Annotated in this window: 18 protein-coding genes; 5 read left to right on the forward strand and 13 right to left on the reverse strand. The window is 45.0% G+C overall.

Annotation, left to right across the window (positions count from 1 at the left end):
* Positions 1–61: 61 nt before the first annotated feature.
* Positions 62–4,510 (reverse strand): S8 family serine peptidase, encoded by a 4,449-nt coding sequence (locus QUA83_RS11475; RefSeq protein WP_445301769.1) that lies wholly within the window; start codon positions 4,508–4,510, stop codon positions 62–64.
* Positions 4,510–6,429 carry a DUF4347 domain-containing protein gene (locus QUA83_RS11485; RefSeq protein WP_333293293.1) on the reverse strand — a complete coding sequence of 640 codons (1,920 nt, stop codon included), beginning with the start codon at positions 6,427–6,429 and terminating at the stop codon, positions 4,510–4,512. The genes QUA83_RS11475 and QUA83_RS11485 overlap by 1 nt, the downstream gene beginning before the upstream one ends.
* A 605-nt stretch (positions 6,430–7,034) precedes the next feature.
* Between QUA83_RS11485 and ctpA the strand changes: the two genes are divergently transcribed.
* Entirely contained in the window at positions 7,035–8,273 is a 1,239-nt protein-coding gene (ctpA, locus tag QUA83_RS11490; protein WP_333293294.1) for a carboxyl-terminal processing protease CtpA, read from the forward strand.
* 223 nt (positions 8,274–8,496) lie between these two features.
* Here ctpA and QUA83_RS11495 read toward each other — a convergent pair whose 3' ends face one another.
* Positions 8,497–8,913 carry a slr1601 family putative cell division protein gene (locus QUA83_RS11495; protein ID WP_333293295.1) on the reverse strand — a complete coding sequence of 139 codons (417 nt, stop codon included), beginning with the start codon at positions 8,911–8,913 and terminating at the stop codon, positions 8,497–8,499.
* Positions 8,914–9,198: 285 nt separating this feature from the next.
* Complete coding sequence (gene psaM / locus QUA83_RS11500) at positions 9,199–9,294, reverse strand: photosystem I reaction center subunit XII (RefSeq protein WP_015174804.1); 96 nt, start codon at positions 9,292–9,294, stop codon at positions 9,199–9,201.
* A gap of 338 nt (positions 9,295–9,632) precedes the next feature.
* On the opposite strand from psaM, the gene QUA83_RS11505 reads away from it, so the two are divergent.
* Positions 9,633–10,403 (forward strand): TerC family protein, encoded by a 771-nt coding sequence (locus QUA83_RS11505; protein ID WP_333293296.1) that lies wholly within the window; start codon positions 9,633–9,635, stop codon positions 10,401–10,403.
* A gap of 494 nt (positions 10,404–10,897) precedes the next feature.
* Here the strand turns inward: QUA83_RS11505 and QUA83_RS11510 are convergent, their stop codons facing one another.
* The 3 genes from QUA83_RS11510 to QUA83_RS11520 form a co-directional block, all read right to left on the reverse strand.
* Positions 10,898–11,887 carry a hypothetical protein gene (locus QUA83_RS11510; protein ID WP_333293297.1) on the reverse strand — a complete coding sequence of 330 codons (990 nt, stop codon included), beginning with the start codon at positions 11,885–11,887 and terminating at the stop codon, positions 10,898–10,900.
* 169 nt (positions 11,888–12,056) lie between these two features.
* Positions 12,057–12,611 (reverse strand): hypothetical protein, encoded by a 555-nt coding sequence (locus tag QUA83_RS11515; RefSeq protein ID WP_333293298.1) that lies wholly within the window; start codon positions 12,609–12,611, stop codon positions 12,057–12,059.
* Between the two features lie 362 nt (positions 12,612–12,973).
* Entirely contained in the window at positions 12,974–14,062 is a 1,089-nt protein-coding gene (locus QUA83_RS11520; RefSeq protein WP_333293299.1) for an ABC transporter ATP-binding protein, read from the reverse strand.
* A 126-nt stretch (positions 14,063–14,188) separates the two neighbouring features.
* Between QUA83_RS11520 and QUA83_RS11525 the strand changes: the two genes are divergently transcribed.
* Together QUA83_RS11525 and QUA83_RS11530 are read left to right on the forward strand one after the other, a co-directional pair.
* Positions 14,189–15,895: an iron ABC transporter permease gene (locus tag QUA83_RS11525; RefSeq protein ID WP_333293300.1), complete on the forward strand. Its 1,707-nt coding sequence runs from the start codon at positions 14,189–14,191 to the stop codon at positions 15,893–15,895.
* 231 nt (positions 15,896–16,126) lie between these two features.
* Positions 16,127–16,648, forward strand: coding sequence for a pentapeptide repeat-containing protein (locus tag QUA83_RS11530; protein ID WP_333293301.1), 522 nt, complete (start codon positions 16,127–16,129; stop codon positions 16,646–16,648).
* A 65-nt stretch (positions 16,649–16,713) separates the two neighbouring features.
* On the opposite strand, the gene QUA83_RS11535 is transcribed toward QUA83_RS11530, so the two are convergent.
* The 6 genes from QUA83_RS11535 to QUA83_RS11560 form a co-directional block, all read right to left on the reverse strand.
* On the reverse strand, positions 16,714–17,763 hold the full coding sequence (locus QUA83_RS11535) for a Fe(3+) ABC transporter substrate-binding protein (RefSeq protein WP_333293302.1): 1,050 nt from the start codon (positions 17,761–17,763) through the stop codon (positions 16,714–16,716).
* 643 nt (positions 17,764–18,406) lie between these two features.
* Entirely contained in the window at positions 18,407–19,882 is a 1,476-nt protein-coding gene (gene glgA, locus QUA83_RS11540) for a glycogen synthase GlgA (RefSeq protein WP_333293303.1), read from the reverse strand.
* Positions 19,883–19,946: 64 nt separating this feature from the next.
* On the reverse strand, positions 19,947–20,084 hold the full coding sequence (locus QUA83_RS11545) for a hypothetical protein (protein WP_333293304.1): 138 nt from the start codon (positions 20,082–20,084) through the stop codon (positions 19,947–19,949).
* Positions 20,081–20,380, reverse strand: a complete 300-nt coding sequence (locus tag QUA83_RS11550) for a hypothetical protein (protein ID WP_333051746.1) — start codon at positions 20,378–20,380, stop codon at positions 20,081–20,083. The genes QUA83_RS11545 and QUA83_RS11550 overlap by 4 nt, the downstream gene beginning before the upstream one ends.
* Entirely contained in the window at positions 20,377–20,565 is a 189-nt protein-coding gene (locus QUA83_RS11555) for a hypothetical protein (RefSeq protein ID WP_333209858.1), read from the reverse strand. Before QUA83_RS11555 ends, QUA83_RS11550 begins: the two co-directional genes overlap by 4 nt.
* 90 nt (positions 20,566–20,655) lie before the next feature.
* Complete coding sequence (locus QUA83_RS11560; RefSeq protein ID WP_333293305.1) at positions 20,656–21,384, reverse strand: AIM24 family protein; 729 nt, start codon at positions 21,382–21,384, stop codon at positions 20,656–20,658.
* Between the two features lie 180 nt (positions 21,385–21,564).
* Between QUA83_RS11560 and QUA83_RS11565 the strand changes: the two genes are divergently transcribed.
* Complete coding sequence (locus QUA83_RS11565) at positions 21,565–23,061, forward strand: glycosyl hydrolase family 57 (RefSeq protein WP_333293306.1); 1,497 nt, start codon at positions 21,565–21,567, stop codon at positions 23,059–23,061.
* Positions 23,062–23,318 lie beyond the last annotated feature (257 nt).

Here is a 23,318-nt window from a genome sequence, read left to right on the forward strand (position 1 = left end):
CAATCTCGGTAAGTGGTTTATAGATATTGTTTACAGTACTGCTTGATTTTGGACGAGTTTTTTATTTGGTAGTCCCTAACTGGTTGGGATCGCTGAGATTGAGAGTTGTCCCCGATTGAATTTGTTGAACGATCGCACTTACAACTGCTTTTACGCTGTCGGTATTGTCCAGAATCGACGCACCGTCTATTAAAGCAGCAGTTTGGGTAATGACGTTTTGTACCTTGACCATTGCAGTCAAAGTTTCTACTCCACCCGCGATCGCATTTTCGGTAGCTGCGATCGGATCTAAGCTAGTTATGTCAACATTCGGGGGAATGGAAAGAGAAGATTTGACGAGAGATTCGGCGCGATCGCTGTCAATTCCTTTGTCAATTAAATCTGCTACTAAACTGGTTAACAAGGTGACAACAGTAGCGTAAGGCGGGGCAGTGACAGGCGTTTCCAAAGGCAAACCAGTTGCCGTATCAATGCCGCCGAAAGCAACAATATTGCCTTCCTCTGGATCGAGTTCGCCATTTTGATTTTTGTCGAAAATGTTCGAGTCGAGATCGAGATCGAATTCCCCGTTATCCGCAGTAGTAGCAGAAGGTTCGCTAGCATCAAGTACACCGTTTTTGTTGGCATCGAAAAAGACAGTAGCACCAGCGATATAACCGTCAATAACAAAACCGGCGAGGCCATAACTCTTGAACCGAATTACCTCGCTAACACTCGCGCCCGATTCATCAGTTCCCGTTACCTTTAACCAATAGTCAAAAGTTGACGGGCGAGTTGGGCCTAAATTAATCGTGCGAGTTGCAGAATTAAAAGTCAGCCAGGAAGGTAACGGAATTTCCGGGAAACTCGAACCAGCAATTGGTTGGCGATAAGAACCGCCATTGAGATCGGTTCTCCAGGTAAATGCAGAGAAACTTTCGCTAAAATTTGCGAGGGCGATCGAATAATTAATGCTGTCACCCGCATCGGGATCTGTGTCAGTATTGGCAGCTAAAGTAAAGGTATTTCCAGCTTGAGAAAAACCCAGCGCCGCACTTTGCGAAAACACTGAACGATTCACAACCGGCGGACGATTGAAAGCCTTGCGAAGATTTAAACGTCCTCCGGTAGCAGTCCTTCCTGCCAGTGAAGGAAGCAGGTCAACATTTGACAGAATAGAATTTTTCAGTTGGGTGACACTCAGGGTCGGATCTTGAGCTAATAGTAGTGCCGCCGTACCTGCTACGTGGGGTGCGGCCATTGAAGTTCCGCTATAGACAGCGTAGTTATTACCGGGAACTGTGCTCAAAATGCTGCTTCCGGGCGCGCCTAAGTCTACGGTAGTAGCCCCAAAATTGGAGGAACTCCATAAACCATCATTACGGTTAGTTGCTGCGACAGAGACGACATTGGGCAGATCGAAGCTGGCGGGGTAAAGGGGATTGGTGTCATTATCATTAGCATCGTTACCTGCTGCTGCGACGAAAAGAACTCCAGCATCATGGGCATCTGCGATCGCATCATACCGAACATCGCTACGCGGGTCGAAATCAGAAGGACGATAACCGCCGGCACTGTAGTTGATTACGTCCGCGCCCTTATCAGTAGCGTAGCGGATGGCTCTGGCAGCATTGGCTACCGAACCTGTGCCACCCGCACTGATAAATTTCAAAGGCACGATTCTGACGGTGTGATTGACGCCTGCTACGCCGAGATTGTTATTGCCAACAGCACCAATCGTGCCGGCAACGTGACTGCCGTGGCCGTTGTCATCCATCGGATCGCTGTCGTTGTTAGCAAAGTCGTAGCCGCGCACATCATCTGTGTAGCCGTTGCCATCATCATCAATACCATTGCCGGCAATTTCCCCGGAGTTAGTCCACATATTGGCAGCCAGGTCTTCGTGATTGTAGTCCACGCCACTGTCCACAACGGCGACGATGACACTGCTGCTACCTGTTGCGGTGTCCCAAGCTTCCGGCGCATCAATATCGGCATCTGAGGTTCCGCCACTGGCTCCTGTATTATTCAAACCCCAAAGTTCGCTGAACTGGGTATCATCGGGCACCGCGTTGATAGATTCCAGATAGTTCAGTTGCACGGCTTCTATTCTGGGATCGTTCGCCAACGTTGTCTGTACTTGCAACAAGTCTGCGTCTGCGGCAAAGTTGACAACTCGCCACTGAGCTAATCGGCGAGGCGCTGAGCTTAACTGTTGGCTGGGCGGTACTAGATTTTCGATCGAGATTGCTTCATTAACCTCAAAAGCACTCTGGATTGCTTCGTTCCCTGCACCTAGTTTCAATTTGACCAAAAGTTCACCCGGTTTATATGCTACGCCAGTTGCGCTATCTACGGGAAATCCTGTATTGTTGTCGGTTTCGCTGTCGCTATTGGTAACGGTAACATCGGCTGCGTTTAACCCAGAATAGTTGCTGTCATTGCTAATAGCAGGTGTCGTAACAATGCTGTAAGTTTTATTCCCGTCGGCTACAAGGTCATCAACACCTGTTACTGTTACCGTTTGCGGTGAATTCCAGTTAGTTGAATTGAAAGTAAGCGAGACTGGGGAAATGATTCCTTCTGTTGTATTGGAACTTGCTAAATCAATTTTGACATCAGCAGTTGGCGGACTATCTAGTTTGACGGTAAAGGTTGCTTTGTCTCCCGATTCTGTAGTGGTTAATCCCGATGTCAAACTCACCGTAATCCCAGCCGATTTCGCCGGCGGCATGATGATTTGGGCTGGCGTCGGTGTAATTGGCGGTGTTGGCGTCGGTGTGATTGGCGGTGTTGGCGTCGGTGTGATTGGCGGTGTTGGTGTCGGTGTAATTGGCGGTGTTGGTGTGGGCGATGTAATTATTGGCGGTGTTGGTGTGGGCGATGTAATTATTGGCGGTGTGGGCGGTGTCGGTGTTGGCGTTGGTGTTGGCGATGTAATTATTGGCGGTGTTGGTGTTGGCGATGTAATTATTGGCGGTGTTGGTGTTGGCGATGTAATTATTGGCGGTGTCGGTGTTGGCGTTGGTGTTGGCGATGTAATTATTGGCGGTGTCGGTGTTGGCGATGTAATTATTGGCGGTGTTGGTGTTGGCGATGTTGGTGTTGGCGATGTTGGTGTCGGCGTTGGTGTTGGCGTGTCATTATCAGTAATGGCGACAGTGACAGGCCCGATCGCACTTCCGTTATATGTCGCATCGGTACTTGTTACTGAATGATTAATTGTGCCATTGTGAGTACCTTCAACAACTGTATCGTCCGTCGCAATTACAGTTATAGTTTGGGCAATATTCCAATTAGCGGCATCGAAGGCGATCGGGGCGATCGTACTTATTTGATTTCCCCCGTCAAAGCTGACTGTTACGGGCGCTGTTGGCTGCGAATTTAGCTGAAGTGTATAACTTCCCGTTGCACCGCCTTCTACTGCTGTGGTACTGGCCGGATTAACGGTAACGCCGACTGTATCGCTGTCGCTGTTAGTAACGCTGACATCGGAGGGATTAAAATTGCTGTAATTGCTGCCGGTACTAACAGCAGCCTCAGTAACAATAGTGTAAGCAATATCGCCGTCAGCGATATTGTCACCAACACCTGTCACCGTTACCGTCTGCGCCTGATTCCAGTTATTAGGAGTGAAACTTAAGGTATTAGTAGAAATTGTTCCTTCTGCAGGATTAGAACTGCTTAAAACGACAGTAACAGGTGCCGTAGGTTGAGTGTTGAGGACAACACTGAAATTAGCCGTACCTCCCGCTTCTGTCGTAGTTAATCCTGCTGTGGGATTAACGGTAATGCCGGGAGTTTCGTTGTCGCTATTCGTAACGCTGATATCAGAGGGATTGAAATTGCTGTAATTGCTGTCTGTACTAACAGCCGCAGCAGTGAAAATAGTGTAAGTTTGATTGCCGTCGGCAATATTGTCATCAACGCCTGTTACCGTTACAGTTTGCGGCGCACTCCAATTGGCGGGAGTGAATGTCAGCGAGGGTATAGAAACTGTTCCCTCGGCAACATTGGAACTGCTTAAGCCAACAGTCACGTTAGCACTTGGTTCAGAGTTGAGTTGGACAGTAAATGTTGCTGTTCCTCCTGCTTCTGTTGTAGTTAATCCGCTATCGGGATTGACTACAACAGAAGCAGTATCGTCATTAGTAATAGTAGTTGTCGCACTAGCAGTTGTAATTGTTGGAGTCGGGCCTGGTGCGATCGGATTTGATAAGGTGACAGTAATAGTTTCATCCGGTTCGATCGCACTGTCGCCCAAAACGTCCAAAGTAATCGTTTTCGATGTCTCGCCCGCAGCAAAATTAACCGTACCATTAACGTCAGTTGCCCCGGAAGTGCCGCCGATATTGTTGTAATCGCTGACGTTTGTAGCAGTTCCGGCGAGCGCATAATCGACAGTCCCTGCTGAATCAGTACCGCCACTGCGACTAACAGTAAATATCAGCGGATTTGTGCCGGAGTTGCCTTCAAGAACATTACCAGCACTAGCACCAACTGTGTAAATAATCGGATCGTTACCAGGGATTAAAAGACTACGAAAGTAGGGAAAATTGTACTAGTCAATACAATTGCTTCGTCTTCTTCTGCCAAATGGTCTGCTTTGATTGTGAGTGCAAGATTTTGGCTTGAACTGCTACTACCAGCAGGGAAAGTAAGAGTATTATTAGAAAGATTATAGTCAACACCTTGAGTAGCTGTAGCTGTCGAAGTAACAAAATTAGGTGCAGTTAATATGGTAACAATCTGATCTGCAAATAGCAACCCCTCTTCGAGAGTTATAGGAAGATTAACTGTTGTGTCGGTGTCTCCTTCCGCGACGCTGAGTGGTACGCCGTCAAAATTTGGTTGCAAGAGTACATTCGCCAGAATTGTAACTCTGTTGCTGCCAGTATTCGCAGCAGCAATATCTGGTCTGGTATCCGAGTTAAAATCTCCAACCGCGATCGCGATCGGATTGGTTCCCCCACTATTATAATTAAACGGCCCGTTAAACGTTCCTTGACCGGTTCCAGTTAAAATTGAAACATCATTAGAACCGGCGTTCGCTACAGCTAAATCGGGTTGACCGTCAGCGTTGAAATCACCAACGGCAATATCACTAGGATCTACCCCAACATTAAAGTTAGCAGGATTGCTAAAAGTTCCTTGACCTGTTCCTGATAAAATTGATACGTTCTGACTGCCTGTATTGGCTACAGCCAGATCGGATCTACCGTCAGCGTTAAAATCTCCAACTGCGATCGCACTCGGACTTTGACCGACATTAATATTAGTTGGATTGCCAAAACTACCTTGACCATTTGCCGATAATATGGTAATATTATTAGAATTTTGGTTGGCGACGGCGAGATCGAGAAAATTGTCGCCGTTAAAATCTCCCGCAGCGATCGCGCTGGGATTTTGCCCGACATTCACAGTAACAGGAGTGGAAAAATCGCCTTGTCCCGTTCCCAAATAAATGCCAACATTGCCTTCAGGTACAAAAGCATTGCCACTGGATTGAGTAATGGCAATGTCGAGTAAATCATCAGCATTAAAATTGCCGACAGCGATCGCGCTAGGCTTTTCGAGGGCATCCAAAAATCCCGGACTGTTAAAGTTGCCATTACCCGATCCTAAAAAGATATAAATGCTGCTAAATTCCGCACCTTGTGCGGAAGTTATCGCTAAGTCGGAAAAGTTATCGCCGTTAAAATTGCCAACTGCGATCGCGGTAGGACCCAATACCGAAGTCAAATCAGTTCCAGAGTTAAATCCTCCTTGACCGTTTCCCAGTAAAATAGAAACCCTATTCGAGGTGGGGTTAGCAACAGCTAAATCTAAGAGGCCATCGTTATTGAAATCGCCAGCCGCAAGAAAGGATGGACTGGTTCCCGCATTAAAATTATTAGCAGAACTAAACGTATTCAGAACGTGGTCGTAAGCTGCGATCACTTCTGGGAGAAATGCAATGCCAGCTTTAATTGTCCCCGCTGTCACTGTTAATTCCCAGTCGCCGCCACCTTCTGCACAACCTGTCAGATTCTCAGAAGCAGCAACACTTGCCCCTGTTAGTTGACTCAAACGCTGTACAAATGCTTTGCCTATATTTCCTTTGGCAACATTACAGCCGTAGATCATAATTTCGGCATTTGGTGTCAGCGATCGCGCCCATCCTTGGACTGCTTGCACGAAATTGTCGGCGCGATCTCTCAACTTTTCCCAACTCAATTCAACGTTCCCCAGTTGCACGCTACCGGGTTGCCCGTGGGCAATAATGTGAATTATTGAAAACTTCTCTCCCTGCAAAGCTTCGGCAATTTGTTCCACGCCGTTGCGGTTTGACTCTAATTTAACTACTTCGGTTTCAGGGATAACGCCGTCGATTAAGATTTGAGGGTCGGGGACGGCAGCATCGATAAATGCGATCGCTTTTGGGGAAAGTGGAGGTAGTGATTCTAACATGACACACCTGCTAAAATTAAAATAAAATATTAGGATATCCTATGACTTATGTTTTTGTTTAGCAGCTATCCAAAAAATATTTGTTTTTCCCACTTAAGTTATCAAAAATTAATATAACTTTTGATAACTTAACCAACTATATAATCATTGATTTTTAACGTATCGATGATGTACGGATGCCAGTAAATCTTGTTGCATCCAGACAGACACTCCTGGACGCACTCCGATACTCACAAATCGGCTTTTTTACCGAATCTGCAGGTGAGAACAAAGTATTTTCCTAGATCAAACCCGGTTTCTCAGCTCCGATGCGTCCAAGACTAATCGAGATAGTCAGGTGGTGCTTTAGTATCTCTGCGGAGAGTCGAACCAGGTTTTGAAGCAATCCCTCGCGGGTCGCGCCAGCCCAGGGCGCAAGCGAATCGCGCCCTATTCCTGAGACGATCGCGTAATATCATCGACGACCGATCGCTTATATTTATTTACAAGTGCCAGCGGGACGCTCGCGATCGTTCAAGAGGCGAGTTAAATCTGCAACAGCGTTTCCAGCGTACAAACGTAAAATACATAAAATGTAATACTTACTGGTATTTTACAGAACAATCATGCACAGACGAGTTTTCCAGATTGCTATTTTACTTTTCCTCCAAGTCGTCCTAGTTCTAGGTGGGTGGGCGCAGCCTGCGGCGGCGCTGACTCCTGAACAGCAGCTATTGAGCGAAGCTTGGCGAATTGTCAATCGCTCTTATGTGGATGACAAATTCAACAATCACAATTGGTGGTCGATTCGCGAAAAAGCTGTCAAGCAACCGCTCAACGACAGACAGCAGACTTACACGGCGATTCAGGGGATGCTGGCGAATCTCGACGACCCGTTCACTCGACTGCTGAAACCCGAACAGTACCGCAGCTTGCAGGTTAACACTTCGGGAGAATTGACGGGTGTGGGGCTGCAAATTGCGATCGACCCCCAGACAAATACCCTGACAGTGGTGGCTCCTTTGGCCGGCTCACCTGCAGATAAAGCTGGCATCCAACCCCTCGATCGCATTCTGAAAATTGACGGCACTCCTACCTCAGAATTGAGCCTAGACGAGGCTGCAACTCGAATGCGCGGCCGCATCGGCACTGCCGTTACCTTGACCTTGGGGCGCGAGGGAAGGGACGCTGCTGAGGACATTGAGCTAGTGCGCGATCGCATTGCTCTGAATCCGGTTTACGCCGAATTGCAGTCGGGGTCGGAAAATTTGCCGGTGGGCTACATTCGCTTGAGTCAATTCAGCGCTAACGCTACTGAGGAAGTCGCTCACGCGATCGACCGCTTGGAAAAACAAGGAGCCGCCGCCTACATTCTCGATTTGCGGAACAACCCGGGCGGACTGTTGCAAGCAGGGATTGAAATTGCCCGCTTGTGGCTCGATTCCGGGACGATCGTCTACACGGTGAACAGACAAGGCATTCTCGGCAGTTTTGAAGCCTATGGACAAGCCCTAACTAACGATCCGCTGATTGTTTTGGTGAACAAGGGAACTGCCAGTGCTAGCGAAATTTTGGCGGGTGCGCTGCAAGATAACGGCAGAGCTCAACTGGTAGGCGAAAAGACTTTTGGCAAAGGACTGATTCAGTCACTGTTTGATTTGTCTGACGGTTCCGGGTTGGCTGTGACTGTTGCTAAGTACGAGACGCCTAACCATAAAGATATTAACAAGCTGGGGATTTCGCCCGATCGCGTAGTACCTTTGGAACCCATCGCGCGCGATCAAATCGGCACCGCAGCAGACTTGCAATATCAAGCTGCACTGCAACTACTGAAAGAAAAAACCGTGCTGGCCAAGTCAGTATAAGTCTGAGTTTGAAGTTTTGAGCTTGCAATAGGTGACAATACGCAGGTCTGTCTGTCTCTGCGTTTGCTTCGCCACGACAGACAAGAATCATCCTAAAAACTCTTTTATTCAAAAGGGATATCACGTCCGACAGATTCATCTGTCATTGTTCGCTGTGCGAAGCAATGACATACAAGAATGATGCAAACCGGACGTGATCTCCAAACCCAAAACACCCGTTCCCTTAAGGTTGGGGGGTTGATTCTTCGGCGTCAGGTACCTCGGCTTCTTGCAAAATCACCGGACGCTGTTGCGGGTCAGCTTGGTTGCTTTGCTCTTGCATCACAGTTTTAGCAAGACTAGGGTCAAAGTAGCGGTTAAAGTTCGATCGCGACTGATTTACTCGCCCTTGGGTAAGATTGACTTCAGCTTGGATTTCGTGCAATTTTTCTTGAACCGCCCGGTAGTGAGGCCAAAGCTGAAGCAAAGCAGAAGTGGCACAGACTGAAAGTACCATGTTGACTGCCAACTTGACGCCTGTTTCGGCCGCGAGGGTTTGGTGAGGGTAGGAACGCTGGCGGCTGCTGCTGCGACGAGGAGTAACCCGAGGGGAGTTTTTTACAGGACGCAGTGGGGTAACGGTGGGTTGAATCGCTTGCATAATTTTTTTTCAAATACCTGAGACTGACGTTTTAGAGTTCAACAGAGCAAATTCTGAGCTTAACGCACACTCGCCGCTGTTTGTCAGGGTACTGACAGCCAAAATTGTTGAGACAAAGGTGACGCCTGAAGACGGAATTTTCCCATAAAAATGCCTGCCCTTGCAGTCTCGTCTTGCTGAACACAAACAATCTACTGCACTGGGGCAGCAATTGTCTGTATCTGTAATGCGAGAGATTTAACTGCTCAGGCAGGCGTTTTGCGGTTCGCAACTGTTGTCTGGAAACTATTTGTACAGTTCAGTTGACAGCCGGAAAGCCAAGATTCCGGGAATCAAAGCAATTACGAGCGCTACGTAGACTTGGGTATCTGTTAAAGACATATTCGCAAAACTCCTTTTCGCGGGCACGAGCTTTCACCAATTTGAGACAAATTGGCGCTTTTGGGAATCATTTGTTACAACTTGCAACACAAATGGTGCGTCCGGGGAGGAGTGGCGCAGTGGCGCAGTGACGCAGTGGCGCCGTTTTTGAGTGTCGGAGGGGGAGAATTTTTCCTGGTTTCCTGGGACTGCTTCCTTCGGACGTTGTTCGGACGATCGCCTCCCACAGAATTACCGCGTTAGGTTAAGATTTAAGTGAAGGTGACACTAATGTTAGACAGAGCGGGTAATTTGCGCTGCGCTCGACCCTTGCCAATCTTAGGTGCACAAAATAGTTAATGCTAGATCAATTTCTCGACGCTTCACCCAATTTTGGAGTTGACGGCTTTTTATTATTGTTGGTTTTGGTGGCTTTGGAGGCTGTACTTTCGGCTGACAACGCGATCGCCCTGGCGTCTATTTCTAAAGGTTTGGAAGATGCCAAGGAACAGCAAAAGGCTCTCAACTTGGGTTTGATAATTGCTTTTGTACTGCGGATAGCTCTAATTTTAACGGCTACTTGGGTGATCCAATACTGGCAGTTTGAACTGCTTGGTGCTCTCTACCTGCTGTGGCTTGTTTTCCAACATTTTACTTCAGAGACAGACTCCGAAGGAGAACATCACGGGCCCAGATTTGCGTCTGTGTGGCAAGCAATTCCCATGATTGCTTTTACGGATTTAGCGTTTTCATTGGATAGCGTTACTACTGCGATTGCTGTTTCTGACAACACTTTTATCGTCGTAACAGGCGCTACTATTGGAATTATTGCCCTGCGATTCATGGCCGGGTTGTTCATCCGCTGGCTGGATGAGTTCGTTCACCTAGAAAGTGCTGGTTACATCACAGTTGGGTTCGTGGGAATGCGGTTGTTGGTGAAAGTAATTAATCCCGATTTAGTTCCTCCGCAATGGCTGCTAGTTTCCAGTATCGTCTTGATGTTTGTCTGGGGATTTTCTAAGCGTACTCCTGAGCCAGTCGAGATTGCCAAATCTCTAGAAATGGCTCTGAATCAGCCGGATTCAGAAGTTGCTGTGCGAGAATCGCAAGGACAGAAGTCCGAAAATTAACATACTTTCATTTGAATAAAATTAGCTTAAATCTGTCAAACCAACAAGATTGAAGGCTGGTCAAAACGTGCAAAAGCCTTTCATCCCCAGACTAAAGTCACCGGGATGAAAGGCTTTTATTTTGTAATATTGTTTCCTTGACTCTCCGATCGAACTCATTGCAGTACAATTGGGCCTATGGGAAGGCCGTGAGCAAAATCAGACTCAGAAATGGTGACGCTGGTGCGATAGCGAGGGGAATTGTTTGCTGACGGGGTTGGTGGCATATTGGCGATCGCAGGCGATCGATCCGGATCAGATTTGAACCTTGCTGGTGGCTGTATTTTTTGAGGAGAGGGATAGGGGGCGATCGATCTTACGGCGAAAAGAGGACGGGAATTAGGGGAATCGGTGTGCGTGCGATCGGTTGAGTGGAGCGACTGCTAGTAACCTTTGTATTCCTACCAATATCTCTCGGCAGTCCGCTCCAAGCTGGTTATTAGGCTGCTGGGTGTTTATTTATTTGGTCGTTTTCTGTAATGTGCTGTGACGTGCGACCCATTTTTTCTGTCGTGGGCTTTAACAAACACATAATCACTTTTATTGTCGATTTTCTCATATTCTTCTGGCGTAATTTGGGAATCTTCAAAATCTCTTTGCAATTCAGATAGGGAATTTTGCAGGCTGTTTATATTAGCCTGCTTTTCTTGGAGAGATTCCGTTAAATTTTGAATATTTTTTTGCAAAGCAACTATATCTGCATCACGATTTGATATGTCTCTATACAAATCAGAAATAGTTTTTGTAAGCTTGTAAATTTCTGTTATGCGTCCGTTTATCTCATTTGTATTTTCTTGTTTTGCTCTAAGTAACTTGTTAAACTCTTTGGATAAAAGATTGATACGAGATTGCAGCTCATTAATAATTGATTGATTGTTAATATTAGCTATAGAGGTATCATCACCTAAAACTAGCTTTGCTGATAAAACCCTGATTAATTCCTCTATTTTATAAGCAAGACGAAGACGATAAGGGCTAATTTGATTAGCATTTTGTCCTATCTCTGCAGCTAATTTGGTGATTGCTTCTGAAAGAATGATTTGTGACGGTTCCCTGCTTCTGGTAAAAATAACCAGATTAGTTACAATTTTCTGAAGCTGCTCATAATCTTTCTCAGCCTGACTAGCTAAAAGAACACGAGCAGCATCTTGTATTCCGGTTAATATCCGATATTTTCGAGGTCTTCGAGGCTCTAGTTCTTGTAGAAGTTCACTTCTTTTATACTCCAATGCCTCAAGTGTTCTTGCAATTCTTTCATGATTTGCAGAAGGATCTGCACCAAGACGTTCTAATATACCCTCATATAACCATGCTTGAGACTCTAAGTTATTTAGTTTTGGAACTTGCTGCTTGTTTTCCGGCTGGGGAACTACATCTGTTTTTTGGAATTGCTGCTGTAGGGTATTAATCCTGGCTGAAATAGTACCTTTGAAACAAGCAAGCATTAAATCTAAAGCTTGACCAAAGGGAAAAGAGTAGTCAGCTAACCAACCAAATAAGAGCCAAAAAAATATAGTAGATATAAGAAATAAAACTACTTTAATGTAGTTTAAAAGCCTTATGAAAAAATTATTGTTTGGCTCTAAGTCTATGTTTTGAAGGTCAAGATAATTCTCAACGAAAAAATTGCTTTTCTATGTTTTGCCCAATGACTGTTCCCGAATTTTTGTCAACATTAAGGTTTACGCCTGATTGATTTCTCTGAGAAACATAGGAGGTAATTTGTGTTTTTTGTATTTGTTGATACTGAGTTACAAGTCTTTCGAGATCTTCTTGAAACTTCTTGTCGCACTCAGCTTCACTTAGGATCGCAGCTTCTAAAAGTTTTGGTTCAGAACCCTTGATCTGGAGTTTGTCTTGAAATCGTTTTTCTAAGAAATCTAGAAGATTTGCTCCAGCCTTCTCTAAAGCCCCACCCGAAACTTTATCAATTACCCAAAGTGCAATAGTTGCTGCTTGTAAAGCTAGTACAGATAATTCCATTTTAGTAGTGATTTTGTTAATTATGAATTGATTCACATAGCGGATTATACCAAATAAACATAAAAAGTGCAAATGAGTTACCGGATTTAAGTAAATATACGGAAAACTTATGCGTGGAACATAGCTATTTTCTTGGAGAGGCGGAAACTTTTCGTTTATTTCATCACCGAACCCAAGTTCAAGCAACTTTTAGACTGAGTATGTTCGGTGTATCTGCCCTTGGCGCTGGAGGACAAGTATCCTCATGCCGATCGCCCTTTTTACACAAATCGATTGCACATCTGTTATCCTGTCATTGTTACGCGGGGATTTGTACCGACTCATAGGGTTGGATGAGAATTTCAGGGGGAATCCCCAGTTCTTGATTCAACTTCCGAATCATCTCCCAGGTCAAGGAACGTTTGCGAAATAACACCTCAGACACCCTAGCCAGACTGCTGAGACATGGTGAAAGAGAGAATTTAATTATTAAGGAAGAGGGAAGAGGGGGAGAGTGGGGGAGAGTGGGAGGATTTTTTCCTCATTAGGAATTAGGCATTAGGCATTAGCTATGGCTTAGGCTTACCAACAAAGAAAGCTAAGGGAGAATTATCACCACAAGATAACCGAACTTTAGAACCAATAGGAAAAACATTTCCTGTGGTTGTGAGTGCATATAACTTTTCGCCCGAAGGTGTTTTTAAACAATAACGATTTTCTCTACCTAAAAATTGGCGATCGCAAATCACAACAGCCGAATCTTCATCTAAGTATAAACTTAAATCTTCCTGCCGGATCATCAATTCTCCTTCAGTAGAAACATCACAAGGAACTTTTACAAATGAATCTCCTTTAACAGCAAAACAACCTACTTCTGTTTCCCAAAAATCCTGCTTTAGCGATGCAGAAACAAAATTAGCTTGAGTCACAAACTCAGCCACAAATCTAGATGCTGGTTCTTGATAAACTTCCTCTGGAGTGCCAAACTGTTCTAATTTGCCTTGACGCATCACGGCTACCCAATCTGAAATCGAAAGTGCTTCTTCGCGATCGTGGGTGACAAATACACCAGAGGTTCCCGTTGCTTTGAGAATCTCGCGGACTTCCTGACGCAATCTTAACCGTACTTGTACATCTAAATTACTCAATGGTTCATCTAGTAAAATAATCGCAGGTCTAGGCGCTAACGCACGGGCCAGCGCCACTCGCTGTTGCTGACCCCCGGATAATTCATGGGGATAACGGTTTTCCAATCCTTCTAATCCCACCAACGCTAATGCTTCGGTGACACCTTTCTGAATATTATGCTTTGACTCTTTTCCTTGATGCGTCAAGCCAAAAGCTACATTTTTCGCGACTGTCAAATGGGGGAAGAGTGCATAGTCTTGAAACACCATACCAATGTCTCGCTGTTCCGGCGCGACTGACATATTAACACTGGCTACAGTTTTTCCTGCTAGGGCGATCGTCCCTGCTTGTAGCTGTTCAAAACCAGCAATTAACCGCAGCAACGTTGTTTTCCCACAACCCGATGGCCCCAACAACCCCAGTATATCTCCTTGATGTAAAGTCAGGGTGACAGATGCCACCGCCGGTGATGCAGCTTGGGAATACTGTTTTGTTACACCATCCAAATGCAGAATTATCGGTCGAGCCATTATTGCTATAAATAATCAACAACTTACTATTCTACAACATACCAGTTTAGTGAGATTAATTATCATAAAGGCTTGACAAATGTTTACACCTACTGATAAAATAGCAAGCTAGACTTTTTACTAGCAATGAAAAATTCCCAAAAATCACTACAGCAAACAGGAATCAGGACAATCCAATGGCTATCAACCTTACGCGGTTTATCCGCTAGTGGGTGGACACTTGCGGTTATCGCTTTAGCATTGCCGATCGCCATACCAGTCATCAGTGTCTTATCCAGTATCTTTTTTGAAGCTAAAGATACATGGCAACATTTAACCGATACAGTTTTAACCCGTTATATCGTCAACTCTTTATTGTTAATGATCGGTGTAGGCTTTGGTGTTGTCGTGATTGGCGTAGGATGTGCGTGGCTAGTAACAATGTGTCGCTTTCGGGCCAGTCGCGTATTTGAATGGGCATTACTGTTACCCTTAGCGGCCCCAGCTTATGTCCTAGCTTATACTTATACAGACTTTTTAGAATTTTCCGGCCCAGTTCAAAGTGCTTTGCGTTCTATATTTGGCTGGAGTTATGGAGACTATTGGTTTCCTAACGTGCGATCGCTCCCTGGAGCAATCTTAATGCTAATCTTAGTTTTATATCCCTACGTCTACCTATTAACAAGAGTTGCTTTTTTGGAGCAATCCACTTGTACCCTAGAAGCTAGTAGAATACTTGGCTGTAGCCCTTGGCGGAGTTTTATTACCGTTGCCTTACCAATGGCAAGACCTGCAATTGTTGCAGGTTTAGCACTGGCTTTGATGGAAACTCTCAACGATTATGGTACTGTTCAGTATTTTGGAGTTGATACATTCACCACAGGTATTTATCGGACTTGGTTTGGCATGGGAGAACGAATTGCAGCCAATCAATTAGCGGCGATGCTATTATTATTTGTTCTCGGTTTAATTTTACTAGAACGCTGGTCGCGCAGTCGGACTAAATATTATCAAGCTAGCAGCCGCTATCGCCAACTACAAACTTATCAACTTAAAGGAATTAGGGAAATTTTAGCGGTAATGGCTTGTTTCCTGCCGCTGTTTTTTGGTTTTTTATTGCCAGCGGGTTTTTTACTCAAGTTGACCTTAGCTAATTGGCAACTAACCTTAGATGAACGCTTTTGGATTTTTGCCCGTCATAGTTTAATTTTGGCCACCCTGACAGCAATTTTAGCCGTCATTATTGCCTTGATCATGGCTTATGGCTTACGGTTATATCCTAATTTAGGAGTGCAGTTAGGAACTAGAGTTGCGGCAATGGGCTATGCTGTACCTGGATCTGTGATTGCAGTGGGGATTATGGTTCCCATTGGAAAATTTGACAATCTATTTGATAGTTGGATGCGTGAAAACTGGGGAATTTCTACAGGCTTGTTGTTAAGTGGTACGATCGCAGCTTTGGTATTTGCCTATATAGTTCGCTTCCTAGCTGTTTCTTTAAATGCGGTAGAGTCAAGTTTGAGCAAAATTAAGCCTAATTTAGATGATGCGGCGAGAAGTTTGGGTTATAGCCCGATGCAAACTTTAGTTACAGTTCATACACCAATGATGACCGGAGGTTTACTAACTGCCATGATGTTAGTATTCGTTGATGTAATGAAAGAGTTACCTGCTACTATAATTATTAGACCGTTTAACTTTGATACCTTGGCTGTGCGAACTTATCAACTTGCCTCTGATGAGCGATTGGCCGAAGCTTCTGGCCCAGCATTGGCAATTGTTTTAGTGGGGATGTTACCGGTTATTTTATTAAGTTGGAAAATTGCGCGATCGCGCAAGTCTTCAACAGTATAACCCCCAAATCTATTTCCTGGTTGCAGAGCTGATTGCTTCTTTTAAAGCTATAGTCCGACAGGGGTTGAAACCCCTGTCTCATAGCGAAAGTCGTCTGAAGACGACTATAAAGCTAGGATTTCAGTCGGTTTCAACCGACTTTAGCTATAAGAGGGGGAATTTATTCCCTGGCGGGTTTCAGGAGAATGTATCAACCCTTCTTTCCTCTTCTTTTTTCCTTCATAAATCAAGATGATTAATAAAATTTCACCAATGTTTACCCGCACTACTGGCACAATCTCTTTCTTACTACTTACTATTTTTGTCACCTTTGGATGCCAAAAACAGGTGGCTGGTCCCCTCGAAACATTACAAAAAACTAAGCAATGTCCAGGATGTGACCTGACTGATACCAAGTTAAGTGACATGGATTTAACCAGCGCTAATCTCAATGGTGCTAAGTTGGAAGGTGCAATGCTAGAAAAGGTCAAACTTAATGAAGCCTTACTCGATAGCGTCAATCTCAAAGGTGCAAATTTAAAAGGTGCTTCTCTGGAAAAAGCAGGTTTATTTTCGGCCGATCTCACAAATGCTGATTTGAGTAATGCAAATCTCAAGGGGGCTTTTTTGCGAGGTGCAAAACTGAATAATGCCAATCTTAGTAATGCCGATTTAAGTGAAACTGACTTAAATAGTGCTGATTTGACTGGGGCAAACCTGCAAGGGGCAAACCTGAAAGGCGCTATAATGCCAGATGGTAAAATTAAAAATTAAAGTTGATGGGATTCGGCGGTTGAAACCGCCGAATCACCAAGAGTAGCTTCTTGTTCAAAAAGCCTCTATTTCCATCCTGCGCGATCGGAAATCTTTAAAGCTTCAGGGTTATTTTTCCCAAACACATCAGGGTTGAGAGGGTCAGATTTGAATGTACCAAAACTGGCAACTGCAGGATCGATCGCCACACCTGAAATCACAGGGTATTCGTTATTACTCCTAGCAAAAATTTGTTGCGCTTCGCGACTGGCTAAGTGTTCCAAGAATTTGATCGCGCCTGCTTTGTTACGGGAGGTTTTGACTACACCAGCACCACAAATATTGACGTGAGTACCGCGATCGCGCTGGTTGGGGAAAAATACACCTACTTTCGCCGCGATCGCCTTTTCTGCTGGATCTTTCGATTTCATTAAGCGAGCTACATAATAGGTATTAACCAGGGCAATATCGCCTACCCCATCAGCAACAGCCTTGATTTGTGCCGTATCATTTCCCTCTGGAGGACGTGCAAAATTAGCCACCAATCCTCGCGCCCAAGCTTCTGTTTTTTGAGCTCCATGAGCTGCTAACATAGCCCCAACCAGAGACTGATTATAGATATTAGTGGACGATCGCACTAAAATTTTACCTTTCCACCGAGGTTCTGTCAGCGCCTCATAGGTTGACAACAGGGTAGGGTTCACCTTGCTTTTGTTATAAACAATCACCCGTGCCCGGCGCGAGAGACCAAACCAGAAACCTTGAGGATCTCGCAAACTTGCTGGAATTGCCGATGTCAGGACTGTTGAAGAAACAGGTTGTAGAATACCTGCTTGTTTTGCCCGCCACAAACGCCCACCATCCACCGTGATCAAAACATCAGCGGGGCTATTTGCACCTTCACTTCTGATCCGTTCAATTAGTTGGTCAGCATCCGCCTCAACGAGGTTAACCTTAATCCCAGTTTTTTTGGTGAAGCTTTGGTACAACTCATTATCAGTGTCGTAGTGACGTGCTGAATAAAGGTTGAGAGTACCGGTTTGGGCTGCGACAGGGGCTTTTTTGCTTAGTTCCCCCACGGCCACGACAGCCATTGCTGTACCACTGGCAAGAAAAATACGCCGAGAAATGCTCATTGTTCTATAATGATAGATTTTTTCATCTGGTAATTGACATGATGGTCTCTCTACAGCCATCTATAGTCAGTGCTTTACTATATTAATGCAAGTAATTCTTATTTGATGATCGAAAGCGTAACTATTTTAGGGGTGACGCACTGCTGGTCACAAGTCCGGTCTCGACTTCGCTCAACCGGCAGTTTTTTTCCGAAAAGACTTTGTTATAAGCTGTCAGGAATCTTGCGTTTTATTTTTCGGGCGGGCGTCCCGCCCGTCCAGAAAGGGCGGGACGCCCATCCCACAAGAACCATCACGCATTGTAAGTTATTTAATTCTCATTCCTTAGCCCGCAAATTAGGTAAAAAATTTGCGGGCTAAGGTCTTGATGCGTCCAGCACTGTAGTTATGACAAAGATTTTGGCTGACTAGGTATCAACTTCCCGAATTCTCAACCAGGCTCAACAGCCACCAAGACGCGGCCTACCAGTCCACACCTACAGTTAGTAAGTTGCACACTGGCATCATACTGAGATCTTGCACCATTCTCAATTACTTGTTTAGGAACAGGCTTTCCGGCCTGTTCCACAAAGAATGAGTTTTCTTGTGGAACGGGCCGGAGAGTCCGTTCTTGACAATGGTGCAGCATCTCAGATCCTACGGATTATTTGTGTCGAATTAACTCGTAAATTTCCACATAGTCTTTAGCTGGATATTTCCACGAATTGTCACAATTCATGCCTTGAAGCATGAGTTTTTCAAATTCATCATGATAGTCATACCACAATCCGATCGCCCGATCGAGCGCCGACTCTAAAGCCGAGTAGTCTGTTTGGTAAAACACGTAACCGTTGCGTTCTTCCGGCAGGTGGCGGGTGTCGTAATCTCGATCGAACACAGTATTCACCAAACCGCCAACTCCCCGCACCACAGGAACAGTACCGTACCTCAACCCAATCATCTGAGTCAGTCCGCAGGGTTCGTAATTACTGGGAACCACAATCATATCCCCACCGGCGTAAATTAAGTGCGACAGTTCCTCATTAAAACCTAGTTCTAAATGGCAGTCTGGATTATCATTTAAAAAGTATCTTTCGTGCTGGAAATGAGCATTAATTCCCGCTTCCGTCGCGGAACCCAAAAGCACGAATTGTGCTCCCTTACTCAGAGAGTAATAAATTGCATGGTGGACGAGATGAACGCCTTTTTGGTCGTCCAAACGACCGATAAAGGTAATAATAGGCTTGTCAGCATCGCGCAGTAACAGCCGATCGCGCAAAGCTTTTTTTGTTTTGGCTTTTCCTGCCAAATCCTCCTGATTGTAGTGGTGCGGAATATAGCGATCGCTCTCAGGATTCCAAACATCATAATCAATGCCGTTGAGCACCCCGCGAAACTTCTCTTGATACAAATGCAAAGTGTGGCCCAAACCGTAGCCAAACTCGCCCAGGTGAGCTTCCCAAGCGTGGTGTGGCGAAACCGTGGTGACAAAGTTCGAGTAAACAATCCCACCTTTCATAAAGTTGAGGGCAAAAGGGTTAAAGTTATCTCGGAGGCGATCGTAATCAAAATAATAATCCGGTCTGTGCAAACCCGTTGCTTGCAAAATATCGCTACCTCCCATGCCTTGATGTTTGAAATTGTGAATGGTATAGCAGACTCGCTGATATTCCATCCAATTGTATTTGTAAATTTCAAACAGCAAGACTGGAACCAAACCAGTTTGCCAATCGTGACAGTGAATCACATCGGGACGCTTGTTGCTTCTGAGCAAAAATTCCAACGCGGCTTTGCTGAAAAATGCAAAGCGCATATTGTCGTCATTGCACCCGTAATAACAGCCGCGATTAAAAAAGTTATCTTGAGAGCGAGGTTCGATGAAAAAACACAACTGCCCGTGCACCCAGCCGCACAAGACATCGCAGAGGATTTCGCCGCCGTACCAAGGCACAGCCAAATCCCGGTATGCCTCGTGAAGTCCCCAAATGTGGTCGTACCTCATGCAGTCGTACTTCGGTAAAATAATCTCGACGCAGTGACCGGAATTCTGCAACTCCCGACTCAAACCGTAAACTACGTCGCCCAAACCCCCTGCTTTGATGACGGGGGCGCACTCCGAGGCAATTTGTACTATGTACATTTTTTTTTCTCGCTCCTGGATGAATCAAAAAAATATTTTCTTAACTTGACAAAGTATATGATTTCTAGGCAGATAAGCAAGTCGGCCATTGGGAATACAGGGCGATCAGGCTCCCAGAAGCCGAATTTGCGGCGGTTGCGATCGGCGATATCGTTTCGGCATTGCTGCAACTCGATCGCAAATTCCGCAAAACATAACTCATCTTCTCGCATTTGTCAACTCAATCTTTTGAGTCAAATCGCCATTTGTCTCGTCTAGTTCCGAATAGCGATCGAATAACTCACTCAAAGCTTCTTCTCCAACAATTTCTCCATTACTGACAAACTTCTCTACCTCCACCGAACCATCACTCAAAAATTCAATTTCCCACCGTTCCCCAGGTACAGCTACAATTACCATCAGAGCTTCATCGCGATGATGCGCTAAACTGTAATCGATAGCCTGTTTTTGCAATTTTTGCAAAAATAATATTACTTGGTCAAATCCATTATTTTTCATCTATCAAATCTCCGATCGCTCAACAATTTGCGAACCATCTTAAAGCCTGGGATATTTTCTTCAGCACCTCTTTCTATTTGCTCCCATATCATTTCGCTAAATTCTTCCCAACTTGGCGAATTTGCTGGAAGCTGTGCTTGTTTTATACTACCTTTTTTACCTTTGAGAATCTCAGACACTTTCATGCCTGCAAATTTGTGTGCGATGTTTCTTCCTCCTTATCTTACATAAATACCACTCATAATTCTCATACCGCTCGACAAAAATGCAACAACTTATCCCAAACCCATAGCATCATTTTCACATACTAATAATTTACCTTTCCCCTGATAAAACCAAACATAACCCTCTCCACCGCCTTTGCCAAAATGACCTAATTTTCGATAATCTTCTTCAATCCCCTTGGTAAATCCTTTAACCAAATCGCAATCAGCTATCAAAGTTTCACCTTGCTTGAGTTCGACAATCTTACCCGGTGAATTTGTAGCAGCTACAACTATAGCTTTTTGCTCGCGCAAAGCTGTAACAGCAATTCTCCACCTACCGTCATTAGAAGCAGCCACTTGTCGGACTTTCAGTTTTTTAGCACCGATAACTACATTGTCCGAACAAAACTGAAATACACCATCATCAAATTCCCACTGCTCCCCATCCGACAGAGCGATCGGCGTATAATGCAGGAAATTGCCTTTTTGTCTCGGTTCCAGTTTCACCGTACCAGTCCCTTGATATACAGGAGCGTTGTAGTCCATTTCCGTTGTCAAAGATACCCACATATCTTTCAAACGGTTATCCGTTTTATAAACACCGGAAGTCAATTTCCCCATACACCAATGCAGCGCACCTTTTTGAATAATCACTCCCGAATTGTTCAAGTTAATTTCCGCTTGCTGAACCAACGGAATATTTTTAGTGGGATGGTAAAACTTATTGGTTTCAGGATTGATGTTATTTTGGACGTACCACAAATCCGTTGGTTCCAAAACCTTGATTTCGTATTTCATAATTAACCTCGCCTATTTACGTGAAATGTGTTAAAAATTTTACCCAAGATTAGGAGCTGCCGCGCTCCCGGACTTATCTTGTGAAAGATAACTTTTGCAGAGATCCTCTGCTACTGTTAAAGTATCTAGCTATCTTAGCAATAGCAGACAGCGCCCCTCCACAATGGTTGAGAAAAATTTATGCCTGCGATCGCACAATCTCCCAATTTACCCATTTTACAAGAAATCAACTCAGGATTGCCCAATATTTGCGGCTCCGAAGCAGAAATTAATGCCGCAGCCAATAGCAACGAACCAATCTTTCTACCTACCACAAATCTGCGCCTGGAAAATATTCAAGCCGGATTCGCCTGCGCCCTGCATATGCACCAACCCACCATTCCTGCCGGTGCAAACGGCGAACTGATCAGCAATCTCCAGAATATGTTTGAACATCCCAACCAAGGAGATAACCACAACGCCGGAGTGTTTGCTTGGTGCTATTCCCGCATGGGAGAATTTATTCCCCAACTGATTGCCGAAGGCTGCAACCCGCGAATTATGCTCGACTATTCGGGCAATTTATTGTGGGGATTGCGCCAAATGGGACGCGACGATATCTTTGATAATCTCAAGCGGATTACCTGCGATCCTCAATATCAACCTCACGTAGAATGGCTGGGGACAATGTGGAGTCACGCCGTCATTCCCTCAACTCCAATTCCCGACATCAAACTCCAAATTCAAGCATGGCAACATCATTTTGCAGCCATTTTTGGCATTGATGCCCTGAAGCGCGTTAAAGGTTTTTCGCCCCCAGAAATGCACTTTCCCAATCACCCAGATACACTTTATGAATACATCAAAGCTTTGAAAGAATGCGGCTATCGGTGGTTGATGGTGCAAGAACATTCTGTAGAAAATCCCGACGGTTCGGGATTGTCACAAGACCAAAAATATATTCCCAACCGTTTAGTTGCCCGCAATTCTCACGGCGAAACAATCAGCATCACGGCTTTGATTAAAACCCAAGGTTCGGATACGAAATTAGTCGGCCAAATGCAGCCGTATTACGAAGCAAAAGGACGCAATAAGCAGCAAATTGGCAATGTCACAGTTCCTTCTTTAGTTACTCAGATTGCTGACGGCGAAAATGGCGGCGTGATGATGAATGAATTTCCCAGCGCCTTTTTCAAAGCTTGGCACGAAAACCGCGCACAAGGGGGCGGAAAATCCGGTGTTGTTGGTTTAAACGGCACTGAATATTTGGAGATAATTGAGGCGGCGGGGGTTAATCCTGATGATTATCCTGTTTGTCAGGGCATTAACCAGCACAAAATCTGGCACCTAGTCGATCCTGATAGTGCGACACCGGAAAAAGTCGAAAGTGCGATCGCCCAACTCAAGCAAACCGACCATAATTTTCACATGGATGGTGCTTCTTGGACTAACGATTTGAGTTGGGTGAAGGGCTACGAAAATGTCTTGGAACCGATGAATCTACTAAGCGCTGCATTCCACAAAAAATACGACCCGCTGTTACAGCAAGATGCGACCGTTACTAAGCAGTTTGAATACCAGCAAGCTTTGCTTTACAATTTGTTGGTGCAAACAAGCTGTTTCCGCTATTGGGGACAGGGAACTTGGACTGATTACGCGCGGGAACTTTACAACCGCGGCGCTGCTTTAATGAAGTAGGAAAAGTTGGTAATTGCGATCGGGCAAATAGCTTGGATCAATTATTAGCATTCGTATTTATGCAGGCACACTATATATAGTGTGCCTGCATAGAACCCATTTGATATCTGGCGAGCGATCGCTCATAGCAGTCCATCACTCATGGCGGTCGATCGCAATTTTACACTATTTTTGGGCGATGATTGGCTATAATGGCGATCGCAATTAACGCATTTTGACCTTGGTTCCTGTTACTGCGAGGTCATCAACTTGGTTCG

Origin of the sequence: Microcoleus sp. K1-B1 (genome assembly GCF_036704705.1) — a bacterium.
In the GTDB taxonomy this organism is placed as follows: Bacteria; Cyanobacteriota; Cyanobacteriia; order Cyanobacteriales; family Microcoleaceae; genus Microcoleus.

Bases quoted from the DNA above. Each gene is read 5' to 3' on its own strand.
- QUA83_RS11520 (WP_333293299.1), bottom strand. From the start codon at position 14,062: ATGGCTCGACCGATAATTCTGCATTTGGATGGTGTAACAAAACAGTAT.
- glgA (WP_333293303.1), bottom strand. From the start codon at position 19,882: ATGTACATAGTACAAATTGCCTCGGAGTGCGCCCCCGTCATCAAAGCA.
- QUA83_RS11555 (WP_333209858.1), bottom strand. From the start codon at position 20,565: ATGAAAGTGTCTGAGATTCTCAAAGGTAAAAAAGGTAGTATAAAACAA.
- psaM (WP_015174804.1), bottom strand. From the start codon at position 9,294: ATGTCTTTAACAGATACCCAAGTCTACGTAGCGCTCGTAATTGCTTTG.
- QUA83_RS11545 (WP_333293304.1), bottom strand. From the start codon at position 20,084: ATGAGTTATGTTTTGCGGAATTTGCGATCGAGTTGCAGCAATGCCGAA.
- QUA83_RS11560 (WP_333293305.1), bottom strand. From the start codon at position 21,384: ATGAAATACGAAATCAAGGTTTTGGAACCAACGGATTTGTGGTACGTC.
- QUA83_RS11525 (WP_333293300.1), top strand. From the start codon at position 14,189: ATGAAAAATTCCCAAAAATCACTACAGCAAACAGGAATCAGGACAATC.
- QUA83_RS11505 (WP_333293296.1), top strand. From the start codon at position 9,633: ATGCTAGATCAATTTCTCGACGCTTCACCCAATTTTGGAGTTGACGGC.
- QUA83_RS11550 (WP_333051746.1), bottom strand. From the start codon at position 20,380: ATGAAAAATAATGGATTTGACCAAGTAATATTATTTTTGCAAAAATTG.
- QUA83_RS11530 (WP_333293301.1), top strand. From the start codon at position 16,127: ATGATTAATAAAATTTCACCAATGTTTACCCGCACTACTGGCACAATC.
- ctpA (WP_333293294.1), top strand. From the start codon at position 7,035: ATGCACAGACGAGTTTTCCAGATTGCTATTTTACTTTTCCTCCAAGTC.
- QUA83_RS11485 (WP_333293293.1), bottom strand. From the start codon at position 6,429: ATGTTAGAATCACTACCTCCACTTTCCCCAAAAGCGATCGCATTTATC.
- QUA83_RS11565 (WP_333293306.1), top strand. From the start codon at position 21,565: ATGCCTGCGATCGCACAATCTCCCAATTTACCCATTTTACAAGAAATC.
- QUA83_RS11495 (WP_333293295.1), bottom strand. From the start codon at position 8,913: ATGCAAGCGATTCAACCCACCGTTACCCCACTGCGTCCTGTAAAAAAC.
- QUA83_RS11510 (WP_333293297.1), bottom strand. From the start codon at position 11,887: ATGCTTGCTTGTTTCAAAGGTACTATTTCAGCCAGGATTAATACCCTA.
- QUA83_RS11535 (WP_333293302.1), bottom strand. From the start codon at position 17,763: ATGAGCATTTCTCGGCGTATTTTTCTTGCCAGTGGTACAGCAATGGCT.